At 74.7% G+C, this 18,074-nt stretch carries 12 protein-coding genes and 1 pseudogene; 4 read left to right on the forward strand and 9 right to left on the reverse strand.

Translation table 11 applies throughout. The annotated features are described in order from the left end of the window. A pseudogene (locus CKY47_RS13710) lies at positions 1–687 on the reverse strand (serine/threonine-protein phosphatase); the annotation flags it as partial. A 384-nt stretch (positions 688–1,071) separates the two neighbouring features. On the opposite strand from CKY47_RS13710, the gene CKY47_RS13715 reads away from it, so the two are divergent. Beyond that, entirely contained in the window at positions 1,072–2,292 is a 1,221-nt protein-coding gene (locus CKY47_RS13715; protein WP_306746144.1) for a glycosyltransferase, read from the forward strand. An 11-nt stretch (positions 2,293–2,303) separates the two neighbouring features. Here CKY47_RS13715 and CKY47_RS13720 read toward each other — a convergent pair whose 3' ends face one another. Further along, positions 2,304–2,579 carry a DUF3040 domain-containing protein gene (locus CKY47_RS13720; RefSeq protein ID WP_306746145.1) on the reverse strand — a complete coding sequence of 92 codons (276 nt, stop codon included), beginning with the start codon at positions 2,577–2,579 and terminating at the stop codon, positions 2,304–2,306. A gap of 157 nt (positions 2,580–2,736) precedes the next feature. On the opposite strand from CKY47_RS13720, the gene CKY47_RS13725 reads away from it, so the two are divergent. Then, complete coding sequence (locus CKY47_RS13725) at positions 2,737–3,474, forward strand: GAF and ANTAR domain-containing protein (protein WP_306746146.1); 738 nt, start codon at positions 2,737–2,739, stop codon at positions 3,472–3,474. A 16-nt stretch (positions 3,475–3,490) separates the two neighbouring features. Here the strand turns inward: CKY47_RS13725 and CKY47_RS13730 are convergent, their stop codons facing one another. Further along, positions 3,491–4,171, reverse strand: coding sequence for a GntR family transcriptional regulator (locus tag CKY47_RS13730; protein ID WP_306746147.1), 681 nt, complete (start codon positions 4,169–4,171; stop codon positions 3,491–3,493). A gap of 71 nt (positions 4,172–4,242) precedes the next feature. On the opposite strand from CKY47_RS13730, the gene CKY47_RS13735 reads away from it, so the two are divergent. Both CKY47_RS13735 and CKY47_RS13740 read left to right on the forward strand, forming a co-directional pair. Further along, positions 4,243–4,665, forward strand: coding sequence for a VOC family protein (locus tag CKY47_RS13735; RefSeq protein WP_306746148.1), 423 nt, complete (start codon positions 4,243–4,245; stop codon positions 4,663–4,665). Beyond that, on the forward strand, positions 4,662–5,423 hold the full coding sequence (locus CKY47_RS13740; RefSeq protein WP_306746149.1) for an SDR family NAD(P)-dependent oxidoreductase: 762 nt from the start codon (positions 4,662–4,664) through the stop codon (positions 5,421–5,423). Before CKY47_RS13735 ends, CKY47_RS13740 begins: the two co-directional genes overlap by 4 nt. A gap of 195 nt (positions 5,424–5,618) precedes the next feature. Here the strand turns inward: CKY47_RS13740 and CKY47_RS13745 are convergent, their stop codons facing one another. From CKY47_RS13745 to CKY47_RS13770, 6 genes are all read right to left on the reverse strand, one after another. Next, positions 5,619–7,991 carry a SpoIIE family protein phosphatase gene (locus CKY47_RS13745; RefSeq protein ID WP_306746150.1) on the reverse strand — a complete coding sequence of 791 codons (2,373 nt, stop codon included), beginning with the start codon at positions 7,989–7,991 and terminating at the stop codon, positions 5,619–5,621. Between the two features lie 53 nt (positions 7,992–8,044). Then, complete coding sequence (locus CKY47_RS13750; protein WP_306746151.1) at positions 8,045–12,619, reverse strand: HAMP domain-containing protein; 4,575 nt, start codon at positions 12,617–12,619, stop codon at positions 8,045–8,047. A gap of 150 nt (positions 12,620–12,769) precedes the next feature. Continuing rightward, the gene (locus tag CKY47_RS13755) at positions 12,770–13,237 is read right to left on the reverse strand and encodes an alpha/beta fold hydrolase (RefSeq protein ID WP_306746152.1); all 468 of its coding nucleotides are present in this window, start codon (positions 13,235–13,237) and stop codon (positions 12,770–12,772) included. Positions 13,238–13,579: 342 nt separating this feature from the next. Beyond that, the gene (locus tag CKY47_RS13760; RefSeq protein WP_306746153.1) at positions 13,580–14,797 is read right to left on the reverse strand and encodes an MFS transporter; all 1,218 of its coding nucleotides are present in this window, start codon (positions 14,795–14,797) and stop codon (positions 13,580–13,582) included. Beyond that, positions 14,794–16,569, reverse strand: a complete 1,776-nt coding sequence (locus tag CKY47_RS13765) for an ABC transporter permease subunit (RefSeq protein WP_306746154.1) — start codon at positions 16,567–16,569, stop codon at positions 14,794–14,796. Before CKY47_RS13765 ends, CKY47_RS13760 begins: the two co-directional genes overlap by 4 nt. Continuing rightward, complete coding sequence (locus CKY47_RS13770) at positions 16,566–18,062, reverse strand: ABC transporter substrate-binding protein (protein ID WP_306746155.1); 1,497 nt, start codon at positions 18,060–18,062, stop codon at positions 16,566–16,568. The genes CKY47_RS13765 and CKY47_RS13770 overlap by 4 nt, the downstream gene beginning before the upstream one ends. Positions 18,063–18,074 lie beyond the last annotated feature (12 nt).

An 18,074-nucleotide genomic window follows, 5' to 3' on the forward strand; every position in this document is an offset into this window, starting at 1 on the left:
CGCCGTGCCACCGCTCCGGTCCAGCGCGACGACGATGCGGCCGAGCAGCCGCGACACCCACCCGCACTGGGTGCGCAGGCCCGGGTCGTCCAGGTCCTCCTCGCCGCACGCGACCTCCAGCACCCCCAGCCGCGCCACGCCGTCCAGCAGCGGCACCCACAGCCGCGGCCCCGCCTCGCCGCGCGAGGGCACCGGCCGGCCGGTGCGGTAGGCCCGACCGGCGGGCGTCGTGCGCACGTCCAGCGCCGGACCGCCGTCCGCCGGCCCGCGCAGGCGGCGCTGCCCGCGGTCGACCAGGTGCACGGTGATCCCCACGCCGAGGACCCGGCCCGCCACGTCGGCGAGGGCGTCGACCCGGTCGGGGGACGCGGTCTCGGCGGCGTGGAGGAGGGAGACCAGGGCGGCCAGGGGCCTGCTGCGCGGCTCGGGGTCGCGCACCTCGCGGCTGTAGGGCACCTGGTTGACCCGGGCGAGTTCGTCGAGCCGCTCGTTGACGACGTGCGCCAGGACGTCCCGCTCGACGGCGGGCAGGTTCATCAGGCCGCTGAGGTACGCCTCGACCTCGGTGATCCCGATGTCGCCGCCCAGCGAGAAGTACCGCATCCACAGGTCTTCCAGCGGCATCTCGGCACGCCGCACCGCACGGGCGAGCGCCTGGCGCTGGTGGTCGTGCCGGTCGGAGAGCACGCGGCGCTCAGCCCCCCGCCCACGGCAGGGCTGCCCGCGCGGGAACATCCCGCGCGGGGGCCGCGGTCTCGCGGGGAGGGCCGGTCACCGCAGCGGGCACCGCGCCCGGCCTTCCCCGCTGGAACAGGTCGTGCGGCACTGCATCACCTCGCGCTCACCGGTTCGGTGGTTCCCGATGCGCGTCGATCCCAAACCTCCCAGCGTGGTGGGGTTCCGGTGGCGCTGGTGGAGTGGTGTGACTACGGTGAGAGACGTGGGTTGAGAGCACAGCCTGCTCCGAGAGGGCCTTCGGGCCTCGCAGGAGAGGTTGTGTCGACACGTGAGTCGTCCTTGTCCCCAGGAACCAGTGCAGCGCGCCCGGTCATCGCGAGGGGTGCGGACGCCGTGAGGATCGCGATGGTGTCGATCGACGCCAACCCGCTCTCCACCGCCGCAGCCGGCCCCGTCGAGGATTCGGCCGTGCGCGTCGCCGACCTGTCGGCCGCGCTGACCGCACTCGGCCACGACGTCGTGGTGCACGCGCGGCGGGACTCCGCCGACGCGCCCGAGCTGGTGCCGACCCGGTACGGCTACACGGTGTTCCAGGTGCACGCCGGGCCACCGGACGCCGCCGCCGACCTCGACGCGTTCACCCGTGCCCTGCACGCCCGCTGGTCGGTCGACCGGCCGGACGTCGTGCACGCCCACGGGTGGACCGCGGGCCTGGCCTCAGTACTGGCCGCCAGGCGCCTCGACGTGCCCGTGGTGCAGAGCTTCCACGGCCTGGGCGTCCTCCGGCAACGCCTGGGCGCGCCGGTCGAGAGCCGTCGCGTCAGCACCGAGCGCCTGGTCGCCCGCGAGGTCGCGGGGGTGCTGGCCGCGCACACCGACGAGCTGGAGGACCTGGTGCACGCGGGCGTGCCCAGGCCCCGGGTGACCGTCGTGCCCCACGGCGTGGACGTCGAGAGGTTCGCCCCGGAGGGACCGGCCGCGGGCAGGCGGCTGCCCCGGCGCGTGCTGTCGGTGGCCGACCTGCGCCCCGGCGACGGGGTCGACGACGTGATCACCGCGCTGCGCGGGATGCCGGACACCGAACTCGTCGTCGTGGGCCGCTCCATCGGCAGCCGCGCGGACCTGGCGGCACGGGTCGAGCAGGTGCGGGCGCACGCGGCCCGGTGCGGCGCGGCCGACCGCGTGCGCCTGGTCGGCCCGGTGCCCCGCGCCGCGTTCCCGGCGCTGCTGCGCTCGGCGGACGTGCTGGCCACCGTGCCGGACGAGGCGACCGGCACCGGCGTCGCGCTGGAGGCGATGACGTGCGGTGTGCCGGTCGTCGCCACCCCCGGCGGTGGCCTGGCCGACGTGGTCGTGGACGGCGTCACGGGTCTGCTCGTCCCGCACGCCGACACCAGGGCGCTCGCCCACGCCCTGCGCCCGCTGCTGGCCGACCACGCCCGCCGGGACGCCTACGGGACGGCGGGCGCGGACCGCGTCGCGTCCCGCTACGCCATGGCCCGCGTCGCGCAGGACACCGAGCGCGCCTACCTGCGGGTCACCGGCGGGGACGAGGTCGTGCCGCACCCGGAGGAGGGCGTGGACGCGCCCGCGTCCCAGCAGCTCCAGGCCTAGGACGGTCCCGCTCACCCGTCGCGCCCGCGGTCGGCGCGACGGGTGACGTGCAGGCAGGCGCCGACCATGAGCAGCAGCAGGCCCGCGAACACCAGCGGCAGCGCCAGCAGCAGCCCCAGGACCACGAACTCCACGCCCAGGCACACCAGGCCCGCGAGGAAGCACCGTCGGTGCGTCAGCGGCACCCGGACCGGGCGGCCCGCCAGCAGCGCGGCCAACCGCGGGTCGCTCCTCTCCAGGCGTCGCTCGATCCCGCGGAGCTGCCCCTGCACGTAGCGCGCGTCCACACCGACCTCCCGATGGCCTCCGGTCTCGCCTACCCGTTCCGGCGACTCCGATGCCGGGCCTCACCCGTCGGTGTCCGCCCGGAGCGGCGCCGGGGACTGGCTTGGGCGACGTGGCGAGCGGGTAGTCCCTGATTCACCCGAGTGCGGAGGCGACGACATGACCGGAGCCGAGTCGCAGGGCGACCGGCCTGCGGACCTGGTGGGAACGCGGCACGACCTGGCGGTGCGCCTGAGCGAGGTGGCCCAGGTGCTCCAGACGCAGCGCGGCTCGCAGGAGACGCTGGACGAGATCGTGCGCGCCGCGATCGACACCATCCCGGGCGCGTGGCACGCCGGGGTGATGACCGTCGTCGGCAAGCGGGAGATCAGGACGGTGTCGGGCACCGGCGACGTCGTGTTCGACGTGGACCGCATCCAGTACGAGACCGGCGAGGGACCGTGCCTGACCGCCTTGTTCCAGGAGAAGGTGGTCAGCGTGCCGGACCTCGGCGACGAGTCGCGCTGGCCGGTCTTCGGGTCCCGCGCCGAGGCGCTCGGCGTGTCCAGCATGCTGTCGTTCCAGCTGTACGTGCACGACGACGACCTGGGTGCCCTCAACCTCTACTCCCCCGACGTGCGGGGTTTCGACGAGGAGTCGTGGCACGTCGGCGTGCTGTTCGCCAGCCACGCCGCCGTGGCGCTGGCCGATGCGCGCCGGGAGGACCACCTGACCGAGGCCGTCCACACCCGCGACCTGATCGGGCAGGCCAAGGGAATCCTGATGGAGCGCCACAAGCTGAGCGCCGACCAGGCGTTCTCCGTGCTCGTGCGGGTCAGCCAGCAGGGCAACACCAAGCTGCGCGACCTGGCTCAGCACCTGGTGGAGACCGGCCGGCTGACGCCCACGCCCTCGTAGGCCGGGCCCCGCGGGGTCAGCCGCCCACTCGGGACAGGTGCGCGAGGAGGCCGCGGCGCGCGGAGTCGACGTGCTCCTCCGCGACGCGGGCGAGCGTCTCCGCGTCGCCGGCGCGCAGCAGGGCCACCAGCTCGCGGTGCTCGGCGACGACCCGTGCGCGGTAGTGCGCGTGACCGAGGGCGATCCGGCGGAGCTGGAACAGGCGCACCTGGGAGCGGACGGCGTGCCACGCCCGGGTGAGCCTGCGGTTGCCCGCGGCGGCGTAGACCGCGTCGTGGAACGCGATGTCCAGGGCGAGCAGGCGCGGGCCGTCACCGCCGTCGGCGAGTTCGTCCGCCATGGCGTCGACCAGCCGGTCGAGCGCCGCCAGTTCGTCCGCGGTCGCCCGGCGCAGCGCGGTCGTCGCGGCGAGCCGGTCGAGCGCGGCGCGCACCGTGTAGACCTCCTCGACGTCCTCGGCGGTCACCTCGACCACCGTGGTGCCGCGGTGCCACGCGCTGCGCACCAGTCCCTCGCGCTCCAGCAGGGCCAGCCCTTCCCGCACCGAACCGCGGCTGACCTCCAGCGACGCGGCCAGCTCGACCTCGCGCAGCGGCGCGCCCGGCGGGAAGTGGCCGGCGAAGATGGCGTCCCGGATGCGGTCGGCGGACTCCTCCGCGAGGCCGCGCCGGGCCGCCCTGGGCAACGGGTTGCTCATGGTGCAATGTTGACATTCGGACATCGTTCGGTCCACCGTGGGGTGCACACCCGCCTCCCAAGGAGTTGTCGATGACCACCCGTCCCGCCTTCCACCTGGCCATCCCCGTCGACGACCTCGACCGGGCACGCGCGTTCTACGGCGGCGTGCTCGGCCTCGCCGAGGGGCGCTCGGCCGACGCCTGGGTCGACTGGGACTTCCACGGGCACCAGGTCGTGACCCACGTCGTGCCCGGTGGGCGCGCGCCTCGGGCCCACAACCCGGTCGACGGCCACGACGTGCCGGTGCCGCACTTCGGCCTGCTGCTCACCGTCGACGGCTTCCACGAACTCGCCGACCGGTTGCGCGCGGCGCGCACGGAGTTCGTGATCGAGCCCTACCTGCGGTTCGCGGGCGAGCCGGGCGAGCAGTGGACGATGTTCCTGCTCGACCCGGCGGGCAACGCGCTGGAGTTCAAGGCGTTCCGGGACGAGTCGCAGGTGTTCGCCCAGTGAGGGGCGTGCTGGTCACCGGGGCGTCACGGGGCATCGGCCGGGCGACGGCCGCCGCGTTCGCCCGGCGGGGCGACCGCGTGGCCGTGCACTTCGCCCACGACCGCGCCGCCGCCGAGGAGACCCTGGCCTCGCTGCCCGGGGAGGGGCACGTGCTGGTCCCCGGCGACCTCGCCGACCCCGCCGAGGCCCAGCGGGTCGCCGAGGTCGCCGGGCGTGCGTTGGGCGGCGTCGACGTGCTGGTGAACAACGCCGGGGTGGCCCCGTCCGCGGAGACCGCGCACCCCGTCACGTCGGTGTCCTACGAGCACTGGCAGCGGGTGTGGCGGCGGACGCTGGACGTGAACCTGCTGGGTGCGGCCAACCTGACCTACTGGGTGGCCAACCACCTCGTCGGCCGCGGCGTGCCGGGCCGCATCGTCAACGTGGGCTCGCGCGGTGCGTTCCGCGGTGAACCGGACGACCCGGCGTACGGGGCGAGCAAGGCGGCGCTGCACTCGTTCGGCCAGTCCCTCGCGCTCGCCCTGGCGCCGCACGGCATCTCGGTCGCCTCGGTCGCGCCGGGCTTCATCGCCACCGACCGCCAGGCGCACAAGCTCAGCGGTGCGACGGGAGACCTGACCCGCGCGCAGAGCCCGTTCAACCGGGTGGGCACCCCCGACGAGGTGGCCGCCGCCATCCTCTACCTGGCGTCCCCCGAGGCGACCTGGGCCTCGGGCACCATCCTCGACCTGAACGGCGCCTCCCACCTCCGCACCTGACCGCGAGAGTCCACCCCCCAGGTCGCGCGAGTCGTACGTCCAGGTCGCGCGAGTCGTACGTCCAGGCCCTCTGAGTTCTACGTTCAGGACCTGTGTTCTTTACTCGCGAGTGAAGAACACACAGGTCCTGAACGTTGGACTCTCGCGACCTGGACGTACGACTCGCGCGACCTCAACGTACGACTCGCGGGTGGGTCAGGTCAGTTGGATGCCCACCACGCAGGTGTCGTCGTCGGTGTCGGCGCGGCTGTGGGCCAGCAGGTGGTCCAGGCGGTCGTCCAGGGAGGCGACCTCGGCGGCGCAGTCGGTCAGCAGGTGGTCCAGGCACTCGTCGAGGTCGGTGTCGCGCCGCTCGATCAGGCCGTCGGTGTAGAGCAGCAGGGTGTCCTCGGACCGCAGCACCAGCTCGCCCTCCTCGTACTCGGCCTCCGAGATGGCACCGAGCATGATCCCCCGCAACGTCGACAGCGCGAACGGCTGCCCGTCGCGGATCAGCACGGGTGGCGGGTGGCCGGCACGGGCCCAGCGCAGCACGCGGGTGTCCGGTTCGTACAGCGCGCACACCGCCGTCGCGAAGATGTGGTCGGTGAGGTGGTGGGCCACCAGGTTCAGCCAGCCCAGCAGCTGCGCCGGGCCCGCGCCGGTGGCCGCGAGACCGCGCAACGCGTTGCGCAGCACCACCATGCCGGTCGCGCCCTTGATGCCGTGCCCCGTGATGTCCCCCACCGACACCAGCACCTGCTTGGACGGCAGCACGACCGCGTCGTACCAGTCGCCGCCGACGAGGTGCTCCTGCTCGGCCGGGCGGTAGCGCACGGCGACGCGCAGGTCGAACGCGTCGAACGACGGCGCGGTCAGCGGCATGATCGCCCGCTGGAGCTGGAGCGCCAACCTGCTCTGCTCGGCCGCGTGCTGCTCGGTGTGCGCCAACCGGTCGCGGGTGGCCGACAGCGCCACCTCGGTCCAGTGCTGCGCCGACACGTCCTGGTACGCGCCGCGCACCGCGAGCAGCCGGTCCCCGAGGTCGTCGACCACCGGTTCGGCGATGACCCTGATGTGGCGCACGATCCCGTCGTGCCGCTGGAACCGGAACGCCGCCGAGCCGGGCCGCCGGTAGTGCAGCACGGTGCGCAGGAACCGCGTGATGGTCGCGGTGTCGTCGGGGTGGCAGTGGTCGGGCAGCGCGGACAGCGGCACCGGGTCGTCGGCCGGTTCCAGGCCGTAGAGGGCGAACAGCTGGCTGTTCCACGTGATCCGCCCGCCGACCTCCTCCTCGAACCCGCCGATCCGGCCGAGGCGCTGGGCGTGGTGCAGCAGGTCGGCCAGCCGGGTGGTCTCGTCCTCGACCCGCCACACGACGAGCACCCGGTCGCCGTGCCGCGTGATGCCGATCTCGGCGACCGCGGTGAGCGGCACCTGGTCGACGAGGGCGGTGAGCGCCATGCGCTCGGCGCGGAACGGCTCGCCGGTGGCGTGCACCCGCTCGACCTTGTCGAACAGCGCGCCCTCCCCGGCGGCCAGCGGGTACGCCTCCAGCAGCAGCATCCCGGTCACCGCGCCGCGCGGCCGGCCGGCGAGGTCCACGAACCGGGTGTTGGCGTGGTGGATGCGGAAGTCGGCCAGTTCGCCGGTCGGCGACAGGTGCGGTCGCAGCACGAACGCCGCGTCGAGCAGGGTGTCGGCGAGGTCGACCAGCTCGTCCGCGACCGGCTCGCCGTACTCGGCGGGCGGTGTGGTGTCCAGGGTGTGCGCGCACAGCTCGGCCAGCGCCTCCACCTGCCGCCGGATCTGCGGCGGCTGCGGCGGCAGGGGGCGCGGCCAGCAGATCTCCAGCACGCCGACGACCCGGCCGCCGGACTCGGCGGGGGCGGTGACCCGCGCGCCGGTCAGGTCGCGGCCGCCGATCGACGGCAGGCCGGACTCGCCCAGGTCCGCCAGCCACACCGCCGACCGCTCGTTCAGCGCGCGGCGCGCGGGCGTGGCGACGCCGGGCGGCACGTGGTGCCAGCGCCTGGCCTCGTCGGGCGCGAACCCGGCCGAGCCCCTCAGGGTCAGCGACGCGTCCATCGCGACCGACCAGACCGCGATGGCCGTCGCCCCCAGCGGCGCCAGGGCGTGCTCGAACAGCGATTCCGCCACGGCCTGCGTGTCGCCCGCCGCCAGCGCGCCGCTCTCCGCCGTGCGCAGGCGGACGGCGGCCGACCGCGCCGGTTCCCGCGCCCCGCCCACGTCCACCCGGTCGCCGAGCAGGTCGTCGGCGGCCTCGGTGAGCCGGTCGCGCGCCGCCTGGTTGACCACTTCGGCGGCGAACTCCAGCAGCTCGGTGCCGGACTGCTCCGCCAGCAGCGACAGCTGTCGCGACGCCTCGGCGGGGCCGCACCCCAGCCGCTCCAGCAGGACGCCCTTGGCCATCTCCATGAGCGCGCGCCCGTCGGCCACGGCGTGCGCCTCCCGCACCTCGCGGGACAGGCGCTCGACGGTGGCCGCCAACCTGGTCAGGCCGGCGCCGTGACCGGTGGGCGGCGTGATGACCGGTGGTCCGCCGTCGGGCAGTCGGGGTGTGTGCACGCATGGTCTCCTGTGGGCGTGGGCGGTGGTGGGCCGGAGCGCTGCTCGGGCGGCTAGCGGTCCAGCCAGCGCCGCACGCACGTGACGAGGTCGTCGGAGTCGACCGGCTTGGTGACGTAGTCGTTGGCCCCCGAGTCGAGGCTCTTCTCCCGATCGCCGGGCATCGCCTTCGCGGTGACCGCGATGATCGGCAGGTCGGTGTGCCGGGGCATGGCGCGGATGGCGGCGGTGGCGGCGTAGCCGTCCATCTCCGGCATCATCACGTCCATCAGGATGAGGTCGATCTCGGGGTGCGAGGTCAGCACCTCGATGGCCTCGCGCCCGTTCTCCGCGTGCAGCACGCCGATGCCGTGCAGTTCGAGGATGCTGCTCAGCGCGAACAGGTTGCGCGCGTCGTCGTCGGCGATGAGCACCGTGCGGCCGGTCAGCCCGCTGTCGAACGCCCGCGGTTCCGGCGCCCGCGCGTCCTCGTGGCGGACCAGCGGCAGGACGTCGCCGGGCACCTCGGCGGTCAGGTGCAGCGCGATCCGCTCCCGCAGCTCGTCCAGGCTCGACAGCAGTTCCAGCGGCCGGTCCCCCGCGCCCGACTGGAGCCTCCTCTCCTGGTCCGAGGTCAGCCGCCGGGTGTTGTGCGCGAGGACCGGCACGGTGCGCGCCCCGGCGTCGCCGTCCCGGGCCTCCAGGAACACCAGCGCCTCGTCACCGGGCATGTCCAGCTCCAGCACCACGCAGTGGCACGGTTCGGCGGCCAGCACCGCGGCGGCCTCGCGGGCGTCCACGGCGGTGATCACCTCGACCGGTCCGCGCGGGTCGTTGCGGTCGGCGAGGTCGGTGACCGCGCTCTGCGCGACCAGCGACAGCAGCCCCTGGGGCCGTTCCTCGATGACCAGCAGCCGGCGCTTGTGCGCCTGTGCGCCGCTGCCGGGCTCCACCGGGGCCGGGTCCGGCGCGGCGGGCAGCACGGCCGCTTGCCCGGTGCGCTCCAGGGCTGGCAGCTCCTGGAACTCCGGTCGGGCGACCGGCAGGTACAGGGTGAACGTGCTGCCCTTGCCCAGCTCGCTCTGCGCGGTGACCACGCCGCCCAGCAGGTAGGCGATCTCGCGGCTGATGGACAGGCCCAGGCCCGTGCCGCCGTACTTGCGCGACGTCGTGCCGTCGGCCTGCTGGAACGCGCCGAAGATCGACTCCAGCTGCTGCTCGGCGATGCCGATGCCGGTGTCGACGACGCGGAACGCCACGGCCTGGCCGTGCCGCCGCACCGACGACGGCAGTTCGGCGGCGTCGGCCGGCTGGATGTGCAGCTCGACGCCGCCCGCCTCGGTGAACTTCACCGCGTTGGACAGCAGGTTGCGCAGCACCTGCCGCAGCCGCGAGTCGTCCGTGAGCAGCTCGGCGGGCACGCCGCTCGCGGTGGTGATGCGGAACCCGAGGCTCTTCTGCGTGGTCATCGGCCGGAACGTGGCCTCGACGTAGTCCAGCAGCTGGCGCAGCGCGACCCGCTCGGGCGTGATGTCCATCTTGCCCGCCTCGACCTTGGACAGGTCGAGGATGTCGTTGATCAGCTGGAGCAGGTCCGAGCCCGCCGAGTGGATGATGCCCGCGTACTCCACCTGCTTCGGGGTGAGGTTGCGGGTGGGGTTCTGGGCGAGCAGCTGGGCCAGGATCAGCAGGCTGTTCAGCGGGGTGCGCAGCTCGTGGCTCATGTTGGCCAGGAACTCCGACTTGTACTTCGACGCCAGCGCCAGCTGCTTCGCGCGGGCCTCCAACTCGGAGCTGGCCTGTTCGATCTCCAGGTTCTTCCGCTCGATGTCGCGGTTCTGCGACACCAGCAGCGCGGCCTTCTCCTCCAGCTCCGCGTTGGACTCCTGGAGCTGCTCCTGGCGCTTCTGGAGTTCGCTCGACCGCGTCTGGAGCTCGGCGGCCAGGCGCTGGGACTCCTCCAGCAGCTCGTCCGTGCGGGCGTTGGCCACGATCGTGTTGACGTTGACGCCGATGGTCTCCATCAGCTGTTCGAGGAAGTCCCGGTGGATCGGCGTGAACCGGTGCACGGACGCCAGCTCGATCACGCCCAGCACCTGCCCCTCGACCACGATGGGCAGCACGACGAGGTCGCTCGGCTCGGTCTGCCCGAGCCCGGAGGACACCGAGACGTAGCCGGGCGGCACCCCGTCGACCGCGATGGTGCGGCGGCTGCGCGCGGCCTGGCCCACCAGCGACTGGCCGAAGCGGAACCGGGTGGGTCGGGCGTCCGGGTCGTCGTCGCCGTACGGCCTGCCGTAGGAGGCGATCAGGCGCAGCTCGGGCTGCTCCGGCGCGTCGTCGGACAGGTAGAACGCGCCGTACTGGGCGGAGACCAGCGGCGCCAGCTCGTCCATGATCAGCTCGGCGACGACCTCCAGGTCGCGGCGGCCCTGCATGAGCCCGGAGATCCCGGCCAGGTTGGTCTTGAGCCAGTCCTGGTCGCGGTTGGCCTTGGTGGACACGCGCAGCGATTCCACCATCGAGTTGATGTTGTCCTTGAGGTCGGCGACCTCCCCGGACGCGTCCACCGTGATGGAACGGGTCAGGTCGCCCGCCGCGACCGCGCTGGTGACCTCGGCGATGGCGCGCACCTGCCGGGTCAGGTTGCCGGCCAGTTCGTTGACGTTCTCCGTCAACCGCTTCCAGGTGCCGGAGACGCCCTCGACCTCGGCCTGGCCGCCGAGCTTGCCCTCGCTGCCGACCTCGCGGGCCACGCGGGTGACCTCGTCCGCGAACGACGACAGCTGCGCCACCATCGTGTTGATGGTGGTCTTGAGCTCCAGGATCTCGCCGCGGGCGTCGACGTCGATCTTCTTGGACAGGTCGCCGAGCGCGACGGCGGTGGTGACCTGGGCGATGTTGCGCACCTGGTTGGTCAGGTTGTTCGCCATCGAGTTGACGTTGTCGGTCAGGTCCTTCCACGTGCCGGCCACGTTCGGCACGCGCGCCTGGCCGCCGAGGATGCCCTCGGTGCCGACCTCGCGGGCCACGCGGGTGACCTCGTCCGCGAACGCGGAGAGCGTGTCCACCATCGTGTTGATCACGCCCGCGAGCGCGGCGACCTCGCCCTTGGCCTCGACGGTGATCTTCTGCGACAGGTCGCCGCGCGCCACCGCCGTCGCGACCTGCGCGATCGACCGCACCTGACCAGTCAGGTTCGACGCCATGACGTTGACGTTGTCGGTCAGGTCCTTCCAGGTGCCGGACACGCCGCGCACGGTGGCCTGGCCGCCGAGGTTGCCCTCCGTGCCGACCTCGCGCGACACGCGCGTCACCTCGTCGGCGAACGCCGAGAGCTGGTCGACCATCGTGTTGATGGTCTCCTTCAGCTCCAGGATCTCCCCGCGCGCGTCGACCCGGATCTTCTGCGACAGGTCGCCGCGGGCAACGGCGGTGGTGACCTGGGCGATGGAGCGCACCTGGGCGGTGAGGTTGTCGCCCATGACGTTCACCGACTCGGTGAGGTCCTTCCAGGTGCCCGAGATGCCCTTCACGTCGGCCTGACCGCCCAGCCGGCCCTCGGTGCCGACCTCGCGGGCGACGCGGGTGACCTCGTCGGCGAACGACGACAACTGGTCCACCATCGTGTTGATGGTCGACTTCAGCTCCAGGATCTCCCCGCGCGCGGCCACCGTGATCTTCTGCGACAGGTCGCCCCGCGCCACGGCGGTCGCCACCTGGGCGATCGACCGCACCTGGTCGGTGAGGTTGCCCGCCATGAAGTTCACCGAGTCGGTGAGGTCGCGCCACGTGCCGGAGACGCCCTTCACGTCCGCCTGGCCGCCGAGGATGCCCTCGGTGCCCACCTCGCGGGCCATGCGGGTGACCTCGTCCGCGAACGACGACAACTGGTCCACCATCGTGTTGATGGTGTTCTTCAGCTCCAGGATCTCCCCGCGCGCGTTGACCGTGATCTTCTGCGACAGGTCGCCCTTGGCCACGGCGGTGGTCACCTGGGCGATGTTGCGGACCTGGTCGGTGAGGTTGCCCGCCATGAAGTTCACCGAGTCGGTGAGGTCGCGCCACGTGCCGGAGACGCCCTTCACGTCCGCCTGGCCGCCCAGCCGGCCCTCGCTGCCCACCTCGCGCGCCACGCGCGTCACCTCGGCCGCGAACGACGACAGCTGGTCGACCATCGTGTTGACGGTCTCCTTCAGCTCCAGGATCTCGCCGCGCGCGTCCACGTCGATCTTCTGCGACAGGTCGCCCCGCGCCACCGCGGTCGCCACCTGCGCGATGTCGCGCACCTGGGAGGTGAGGTTGCCCGCCATGGCGTTCACCGAGTCGGTGAGGTCGGCCCACGTCCCGGACACGCCGGGCACCTCGGCCTGGCCGCCCAGCCGGCCGTCCGTGCCGACCTCGCGCGCCACGCGCGTCACCTCGGACGTGAACAGCGACAGCTGGTCGACCATGCCGTTGAAGACGGTCGCGATCTCGCCCAGCAGCCCACCGGAGTCGTCCGGCAGCCGGGTGCCGAAGTCGCCGTCGCGGACCGCGGTCAGCCCGGCCAGCAACTGGCGCAACTCGGGCTGGTCCACGGGGTTCGCGCCCTGTCTCGTCGTGCGCCGCGGAGCGGACGAGCCGCCTCCGACCGTCGTGCCGGCCATGCCACCCTCGTTCCTCGCCCAACCGGTGCAGAGATGCGACAAGCGCCCGCTCTTGGTTGAACGGGCGCTTGAATCCCGGACACCGTACACGCGACGGGCCGGGGCCGTCGCGCCGCCACGGCGATCCCGGCGAGGTCGGTGACCCGGAGGTCAGGGGCGGTGCGCGTGCCGGGCGGCCTCCTCGATGCGGGCGGCGGTCCCCGCGCCCTGCCGGTACGGGAACGTGTGCGCGCCCGGCAGGGTGGCCACCCTGCCGTCGGGCGCGGCGGACGCCGGCCGGTCCACCCACTCCGGCGGCGCGAACGCGTCGTGCTCGCCGCGCAGCAGCACGGGGCAGCGCACCCCGGTGATGGCGTCCTCCGGGCGGTCCCGCTGCCCCGAGCGCACGAACCGCGCCGGCTCGCGCGGTCCGCCGCGCAGGTAGTACGGCCACGTGACGGGGATCAGACCGGGCGGTTCGCGGCGGGAGTTGCGGACGTACGCGCGGGCCAACCCGGCGAAGCGCCGCTGCTCCGGCGGGAACGTCGGCCCCATCAGGACCAGCGAGCGCACCCGTTCGGGCCGGCGCAGCGCCACGTGGACCGCCGCCTGCGCGCCGGTCGAGTGCCCGACCAGCACGACGGCGCGTCACCGGTCGCCGCGTCGAGCCGGCGCTCCACCGCGTCGGCGACCCCGGTGACGTCGGCGCGGCACGGCCGGGGTGGTCGGTGGCCGAAGCCCGGCACGTCCAGCAGCGCGGCCCGGGTCCACTCCCCGCAGCGGGCCACGGTGTCCACCAGGTACCCAGCGCGCCCAGGCAGGGGACGACGGCCACCACCGGCCCGTCCCCGTCCCCCTTCTCCAGGCTGCGCACGCCGGCGTTCCACCGGACCCGCAACGGCTGTTCACGTCGTGGCGGCACTTCGTCGGTTCCTCCGGTCACCCGCGAGGCGTACCGCACCGGGCCGCACCTGAACCGATTCACCTCACCGGTGCCGGTGCGTGCCGCGGCACGCAGGCGGCGCTCGCCGCGGCCACCCCGGCGAGCACCAGCCAGGGCAACGGGCCGCCGGCGTCGAACACCGCGCCCAGCGGGGCCCCGGCCACCAGGACCAGCAACCCCGCGCCCGAGGACAGCGCACCCGTGAAGAGGCCGAGCCTGCCGTCGTCGACCAGGTCGGGCACCCAGGCCCGCACGGCGGGCACGATCAGCACCTGTCCCGCCGTGAGCAGCACGACGAACACCACCGACGGCAGCAGCCCGCCCAGCGCCCGCACCGGCAGCAGCACGGCCGTCGCCGCGCAGCCCGCCGCGAGCAGCGCCGAGCCGGTCAGCACCGCGCCGCGCGGCGACAGCGCGCGGGACGCCCACCGCGAGACCGGCACCTGGCCGACGACCACCAGCGCGGAGGACAGGGCGAACAACCAGCCGAGGGCGGCCTGGTCGCCGGTCGCGCGCCGCACCTCGCCGGGCAGCGCCAGGTACATCTGGTTGTAGAGCAGCAGGTACCCACCGTAGGCCGCGCACAGCGCGAGGAAGCGCCGGTGCCGCAGCACGTCCGCGAGACCGCCGGCGAACGACACCGGCGCGCCGGCGCCACCGGGTCCGGCTCCCCGGGGTGCGGGTCCCCCGGCCGGCATGAGCAGCAGGTGCCCGAGCAGGATCACCGCGAACACGGCCGCGCCGGCCAGGCAGGCCGCCCGGAACCCGGTGCCGACGAGGACCGCGCCCAGCACGGGACCGATGAGCGCCCCGGCCTGGCCCGCTGCGTGGAACACGCCCAGCAGCCGGGTGCGCGGCACGCCGGTGAGGCGTTCCCGGGCCACGGCCAGGCGGGCGACCCCGGTCTCCACGGCGGGCGAGAACAGCGCGGCGGCGAACCCGATCAGCAGCACCGAGCCGACGACCGACCACGTGCCGCCCGCGAACCCCAGCCAGGCGAACCCCGCGATCCGCAGCGCGCAGCCCGCCAGCACGACCGGTCGCGGGCCGAACCGGTCGGTCAGCGCCCCGCCGACCACGAACAGGCCCTGCTGGCTGAACGTGCGCAGGCCCAGCACCAGCCCGACCAGCCACCCGGACAGCGCCAGCTCACCGGTGAGGTGGGTCGCCAGGTACGGCAGCACCGCGTAGAAGCCGAGGTTGAAGGCGAACTGGGTGCCGACCAGCAGGGCGACCGGGCCGCGCCGCCCGGTCACGCCTTCGCCGCCGGTGCCGGTGCCGAGGTCGCCGACGCCGAGGTGGTCCGGAACGGGGTGACCCGCGACGGGGTGGTCGAGGACGCGACCGCCGGCAACGAGACGGCGAGGACGGCCAGCGACAGCAGCACCACCGCCGGTGACAGGGCCGCCCACGGCGCGCGTTCCAGGTAGGGCAGGGACTCGGCGAGCAGCAGGCCCCACTCGGGGGCGGGCGGTTGGGCACCGAGGCCGAGGAACCCCAGCGAGGCCGTCGCCAGGGCGATGCCGGGCAGGCGCAGCACGGCGTGGCGGGCCACCGGTCCGGCCACGGCGGGCAGCACGTGCCGTGTCAGCGTCCACAGCGGTGACGCGCCGAGCGCGCGCCGGGCCTCGGCGTGGGTGGCCGCGCGCGCCTCCTGGACGAGCGCCGCGGCGTGCGCGGCGAGCGGCGGCCACGACACCAGGCCGACCGCCACGGCCGCGCCCGTCGCACCGGGTCCGGCGGCGGCCGCGACGAGCAGGCCGGCGATCACCGGCGGCACCGCGTTGGCGGTCTCGGCCAGCCCCTGCGCGACACCGGGCAGGAAGCCCAGCAGGACGGCGACCGCGTACGAGCACGCGCACACCACCAGCGCGACGCCGAGCGTGGCCGGCGCGCCGTGCCCGACGCGGGCGAGCACGTCGCGGCCGAGCGCGTCCGTGCCCAGCGGGTGCGCCCAGGACGGCGGGAGGAGCCGCGCGGCGGTGTCCAGGCGCAGCGGTTCGCGGGTGAGCCCCCAGCCGACGACGACGGCGGGCAGCACCGCGCCGGCCGCCACCACGCCGGGGCGCGCCCGGGAGGCCACCGGCGGCGGGGCGGTGAGCGCCGCGTCGCGCAGCGCCGGCCCGAGCACCCGGTGACGCGCGACCGCGACCGCGAGCCCGGCCGCGAAGCCCAGCAGGACCAGGGCCAGCACGGAGCCCTGGAGCAGCGGCAGGTCCTGCGACTCGGCCGCCCCCAGCGCGGTGCGCCCCAGGCCGGGTACCGCGAACACCACCTCGACGGCCACCGCGCCGCCGGTCAGCCCGACGGCCACCAGCCCGAGCTGCGGCAGCACGGGCGGCAGCGCGCGGCGCAGCGCGGCCCGCGCGAGGACGCCCGGTGCGCACCCCCACGACCGCCACAGCACCACCCAGCGCTCCTGGAACACGGCGGGCAGCGCGTCGTCGACCAGCCGCCCCAGCACCGCGCCGGCCGGGACGCCCAGGGCCAGCGCGGGCAGCACGACGTGCCCGACCCCCTGCCACCCGTAGGGCGGCAGCCAGCCCCACCACACCGACACGACCACCAGCAGCACGGTGGCCAGCAGGAACTCGGGCACCGCGGTGAGCAGCGCCCCGACACCGCCGCCGGAGCGGACCGGGTCGCCCCGCGCGCCCCGCACCAGCGCGGGCGCGCACAGCGCGGCGGCCAGCGGCACGGCCACGAGCAGGGCCGCCGCCATGAGGGTGACCGACGCGCCCAGCCCGGACAGCACCGAGGGCAGCACGTCGCGGCCGGTCACCCACGAGCGGCCCAGGTCGCCGCGCACCGCGTCGAGCAGCCAGTCGCCGAACAGCGCCACCGGTCCCGCGTCCAGCCCCAGCTCGCGCCGCACCGCGTCCAGCGCCTCGCGCGTCGGCTCCTGCTCGGCGGACCGCGCCCGCAGCACGGACAGCGCGGGGTCGCGGCCGGCGAGCCACGGCAGCAGGCCGACGGCCGCGACGACGGTGGCGAGCCCGCCGGCGCGGGCCAGGGCGGGCGCGATCACCGCAGGTGGGTGTCGACCGTGACGAGCACGCGCTCACGCGGGTCCTTGGCCGAGCCCACGACCGACGTGGCGTCGCCCTGCACGACCCGCTCGTGCAGCATCGGGATCGCCGCGTCGGTCCGCAGCACGGCGGCCTCGGCGGCCAGGATCGCGGCGCGGCGGCCGTCGCCCGCCTCGGCCAGGGACGCGGTCCGCACCGCCTCGTCCACGGCCGGGTCGCACAGCCGCGCGATGTTGAACGACCCGTCGCAGGTGAAGTCGGACCGCAGGTAGGCGACGGGGTCGCCGGAGTCGAGGACGGTGGCGCGGGACAGCACGAACGCGTCGAACTCCCCCGCCAGGGCGTCCTCCTCGATGTGCGCGTACTCCCGCACGACCTGCTCCACGGCGAACCCGGCGTCCTCCAGCCGCTGCTGGAGGACCGAGGCGACCTCGGGCAGCTCGGCGCGGTCGGAGAACGTGGCCAGGGTGATGGTCGCGCCCCGCGGCGGGGTGGCGGCGGCGCGGCCGGTCGGCGCGGTGCGCCCCTCGGCGGCCCAGGGCAGGGCGGGTCCGAGGAGGCCGGCCGCCACGTCGGCGCGGCCCTCGTAGACGCCGCGCACCAGTTCGCCGGCGTCGATCGCCTCCCGCGCGGCGGCGCGCAGACCGGGGTCGCGGAAGGGACCGGTCCGGGTGTTCAGGTACAGGGTGTTGGTGCGCGGCATCGGCACCTCGGTGATGGTCGCCGGGTCGAGCAGGGCGGCCTGCGAGACGGGCACGGCCTCGGCGATGTGCGCCTCACCGCTGCGGATGGCGGCGGCGCGGGCGGTGCCGTCGGGGACGAACGACACGTCGATCCCGGCGGCGCGGGCCCTGCCGCCCCAGTAACCGTCGTGCCGGTCGAGGGTGGCGGTGGTCGTGCCGTTCACCGCGACCAGCCGGAACGGTCCGGTGCCCGTGCCCACCGGGTCCACCGAGCCGTCCGGCCGGTAGGCGCTCGCGGCGAGGATCGCGAGCTGCGGTGACGACAACCGCTGCGGCACCAGCGGATCGGGCTCGCCGGTCGTGACGAGGAGCCGGTCCCCCTCGGCCCGCGCGGCGAGCGCGACGCCGTCGAGGATGCGCGGCTTGGGCGAGGCGGCGACGGCCCGCGTCAGGGTGTTCACCGCGGAGTCGGCGGTCAGCGGCGTGCCGTCGTGGAAGGTCACGCCGGACCTGATGGTGAACTCCCAGGCGAGGTCGGAGGTGCGCCGCCACCCGGTGGCCAGCCCGGGACCGGCGTTGCCGTCGGCGTCGAGGGTGACCAGCGTTTCGGCGGTGGACCAGCGGGAGAGCTTGAACGCGTCGTCGCTGAACGGCGAGAGGCCCGAGCGCGGCGGTTGCAGCATCGCGAGCTTGATGCGCCCGTCGGCGTCGTCCGCGGTCGCGTTCGGGTCTTGGGCGAAGCACCCGCCGAGGACGAGCGACGACGCCACGACGAGGGCGAGGGCGGGCAGGGGCGAGCGCAGGTGCATGGCGTTCCCGGG

It is taken from the genome of Saccharothrix longispora, from assembly GCF_030852425.1.
Lineage (GTDB): Bacteria > Actinomycetota > Actinomycetes > Mycobacteriales > Pseudonocardiaceae > Actinosynnema > Actinosynnema longispora.

Excerpts from the sequence above, each read along its gene's own strand:
- CKY47_RS13730 (WP_306746147.1), bottom strand. The coding sequence starts at position 4,171 with ATGAGCAACCCGTTGCCCAGGGCGGCCCGGCGCGGCCTCGCGGAGGAG.
- CKY47_RS13735 (WP_306746148.1), top strand. The coding sequence starts at position 4,243 with ATGACCACCCGTCCCGCCTTCCACCTGGCCATCCCCGTCGACGACCTC.
- CKY47_RS13750 (WP_306746151.1), bottom strand. The coding sequence starts at position 12,619 with ATGGCCGGCACGACGGTCGGAGGCGGCTCGTCCGCTCCGCGGCGCACG.
- CKY47_RS13770 (WP_306746155.1), bottom strand. The coding sequence starts at position 18,062 with ATGCACCTGCGCTCGCCCCTGCCCGCCCTCGCCCTCGTCGTGGCGTCG.
- CKY47_RS13725 (WP_306746146.1), top strand. The coding sequence starts at position 2,737 with ATGACCGGAGCCGAGTCGCAGGGCGACCGGCCTGCGGACCTGGTGGGA.